Below are 3,563 nucleotides of genomic sequence, written 5' to 3'. Positions count from 1 at the left end.
ATATTAAAGTGATGATAAAATTTTATTGTAATAAGAAACAGGAGGGAACAAATGGGAAAATTAGATGCATATGTGCCTCTTGTCGCGTTTTTGGGCAAGGCTTTGGGGGAATACTGCGAAGTGGTTCTTCATGATGTGTCCGATCCGGAACACTCGATTGTAGCCATTGCCAACGGACAGTTAAGCGGCCGCCATGTCGGCGGTTCTCTGACGGATTTTACGCTGAAACTGCTGCAGAAGGAACAGGAAGAGAAAATTCCCTATGTAGTTAATTACTGCGGTAAAGGCAGTACTGGTCATACGTTCCGGTCGTCATCGTATTTTATCCGCAACGCAGAAGGTACTGTAGAAGGGGTGTTGTGCCTGAATTACGATGTACAGGCTTATACATCCATTCGCGGTATGCTGGATCAGCTGTTTCTGATGGGCCTGGATGTGAATGAAGCAGAGCCCAAAGAAACACAGGCGCCGGAACCGGTCATACGGGAGACGTTTCATACGACGGCTGGCGATGCCATCGAGAGTATGATCGATAAACGTCTGTCTGCCTATCCCGTAGAAGCCAAGCGGCTGTCCAGCGAAGAGCGGATACAGGTGACCCATGATCTGCATGACGATGGCCTGTTCCTGCTGAAAGGCGGCATATCAGCTCTGGCTGATAAGCTTGGCGTATCGGAGCCTACAATTTACCGCTATCTCAATCGGATTCGGCGGGAATAAACGCGGCGAGGCAAAAAAGTTTGTACGTATTGGTTTTGTATTATTAGGTAAAGGAGACAATGAACATGGAATTGGAAAAAGGAATCCCCGTGCCTGGCGGGGCAGGAGCTGCAGCACGTGCCGGACGGGCCGGCATGACAGAAGCGGAGTGGAAAGAAGCCGTTCGTTTTGACAGTACCGACTGGGGCTGGGTTATTATGAGCATCGGCATGGCCATTGGTGCGGGAATCGTATTCCTGCCGGTTCAGGTAGGTATTGCCGGCATCTGGATTTACCTGCTTTCTTCCATTATTGGCTATCCGGCCATGTATTTATTCCAGAAACTGTTTATCAACACGCTGGCAGCAGCAGAAAAGGCCGAAGATTATCCCAGCATCATTGGCGGATATTTAGGCAAGAACTGGGGATTTTTCCTGGGCATACTGTACTTTGTCATGCTCGTCATCTGGGTATTTGTCTACTCAACGGCTATTACCAATGACAGTGCTTCCTTCCTCCATACCTTTGGCGTAACTGATGCGGTGCTGTCAGAAAATCCGCTGTATGGCCTGGCTATTATCTGCATTCTCGTTGCCCTGGCATCGCGGGGAGAAAAACTGCTGTTCAAGCTGTCTACCGGAATGGTACTGACGAAAATCGGCGTTATTGCCATTTTAGGGCTCATTATGATTCAGCACTGGGATTTTGCCAACTTCGGTGCCTTCCCGGACTTCGACTATCTGATTAAAGAAACGATTATTATGCTGCCCTTTACGCTGACGTCGATTCTGTTTATTCAAAGTCTCAGCCCCATGGTTATTTCGTACCGGGCCCATAATAAATCCATTGAAGTAGCGCGGTATAAATCGCTGCGGGCCATGAATATTGCCTTTGGCATTCTCTTCGTCGTCGTATTCTTCTATGCCATTTCCTTTAATCTGGCCATGGGCCATGATCAGGCTGTACTGGCATATTCGCAGAATATTTCTTCCCTGGCTATGGCCGCCCAGGGGTTTGAAGGAAATTCCGTAAAATTCATGAGCCTCATCTTGAATATTTTTGCCGTCATGACGGCCTATTTCAGCGTATTCCTCGGCTTCCGCGAAGCCTGTCACGGCATTGCCCTGAACTGCCTGCGCCGCATCATGCCGGAAGAAAAGATTAACAAGAGCCTGGTAAAATACGGTATTCTCGTGTTTGCCATCCTTGTATCGTGGGGGGCTATCGTGCTGAATGCGCCGGTCCTCAGCTTTACGTCCATCTGCAGTCCTATTTTTGGCATGGTCGGCTGCCTGATTCCGGCATATCTGGTATATAAGGTCCCCATGTTGCACCAGTACAAAGGACTTAGCCTGAAAATTATCATTATTACAGGATTACTGCTCATTGTTTCGCCGTTCCTGGCATTTTCGTAAAAAGAGGAGCTTGTCATGAATACTGTATGGAATCGAATGATAGATATATTAAAAACAGACGTCGTTCCGGCTACGGGTTGTACAGAACCGGTGTCCCTGGCCTATGCTTCGGCAGTAGCTGCCCGCGAACTGGGAGAACCGGTACAGTCCATTGAAGCAAGGGTATCGCCGAATCTCATGAAAAACGGCATGGGCGTTATGGTTCCCGGTACGGGACGGCCTGGCCTGCTGATTGCTGCCGCTGTCGGTGCTTTGGGCGGCGATCCGGATGCAGGGCTGCAGGTCCTGGAAAGTGCGTCTGCTGAAGCGGTGCAGCAGGGCGCACATATGGTAGATACAGGGCTGGTTACAGTCGGCATTGCCGAAGAAATACCTTATGTCCTGTATTCTGAAGCCCTGGTAAAAGGTGAACATCATGCTGTAAAAGTATGTATTGCCAATGGGCATACGAATGTCATTTCCATTGAAAAAGACGGTGAATCCATCTTTTCTGCTGCGCAGACAGATAGCGGCAACAAAGATGATAAGATTTTTTTCCTCCAGGGATTGGGCCTGGCAGATATTCTGGAATTTGCAGAACAGGTTCCTTTGGAACAGATTGAATTTCTGCGCCAGTCAGAAGTGGTAAATGATGCGTTGTCTAAGGAAGGCCTTACGGGAAACTACGGCCTCCATCTTGGCTGCTCCATGAGACAGCAGCAGGACCGGGGATTGCTCGGCAATGATTTACTGTCGAAGGTTGTCATCCGGACTGTCGGCGCGTCAGATGCCCGTATGGGTGGCGCGAAACTGCCGGCTATGACTAACTCCGGCTCAGGCAATCAGGGCATTTCCGCAACTATGCCTGTCGTAGCAGTGGCTGATTACGTACAGGCCTCACCAGAAGTACGGCTTCGGGCCCTGGCTTTATCGCATATGACAGCCATTTATGCCCATGCCTTTTTGCCGAAACTTTCCGCATTCTGTGCGACTATTACGGCCTGTATGGGAGCGGCTGCCGGCATGGCCTGGCTGCTGGCCAAAGAGGATAAACTGACTGTCATCAGCCGTGCAATCTGCAGCATGACCGGCGATATATCCGGCATGGTCTGTGATGGAGCTGCCAACAGCTGTTCCATAAAAGTAGCGTCGGCATGTACTTCAGCTGTCCGCGCGGTCATCTTAGCGCTGGATGGGGTGTATGTAAGCGGTCATGACGGACTGGTAGCCTTTGATGCTGACGAATGTATTCATAATCTTGGCCAGCTGGCCAGCCACGGCATGCAGATTACGGATCAGGAAATTCTCCGCATTATGATGAATAAAAACAAATCAGAACATTAGAAATACAACCAGGCCCTGCACTCGTATCTGTGCAGGGCCTGGTTTGTTGTTTGGTGAGGAGAGGATAATCGCATGTCAAGCATTTATGAAAATGTCCCGAAAAATTTGAAACATAAGCCCCGTGAA

The 3,563-nt window shown here is 49.5% G+C and carries 3 protein-coding genes; all 3 read left to right on the top strand.

What is annotated here, in order from left to right:
• Positions 1–51: 51 nt before the first annotated feature.
• The 3 genes from Q3886_RS09450 to Q3886_RS09440 all read left to right on the top strand — a co-directional run bounded on the left by Q3886_RS09450 (position 52) and on the right by Q3886_RS09440 (position 3,437).
• Positions 52–720, top strand: coding sequence for a transcriptional regulator (locus Q3886_RS09450; RefSeq protein WP_301861192.1), 669 nt, complete (start codon positions 52–54; stop codon positions 718–720).
• 134 nt (positions 721–854) lie between these two features.
• Complete coding sequence (locus Q3886_RS09445) at positions 855–2,114, top strand: hypothetical protein (RefSeq protein ID WP_301861193.1); 1,260 nt, start codon at positions 855–857, stop codon at positions 2,112–2,114.
• A gap of 15 nt (positions 2,115–2,129) precedes the next feature.
• Positions 2,130–3,437 (top strand): serine dehydratase subunit alpha family protein, encoded by a 1,308-nt coding sequence (locus Q3886_RS09440; RefSeq protein ID WP_301861191.1) that lies wholly within the window; start codon positions 2,130–2,132, stop codon positions 3,435–3,437.
• Positions 3,438–3,563 lie beyond the last annotated feature (126 nt).

Source organism: uncultured Megasphaera sp., from assembly GCF_958350005.1.
GTDB lineage: Bacteria > Bacillota > Negativicutes > Veillonellales > Megasphaeraceae > Megasphaera.
This window is presented reverse-complemented; position numbering and strand designations above follow the sequence as displayed.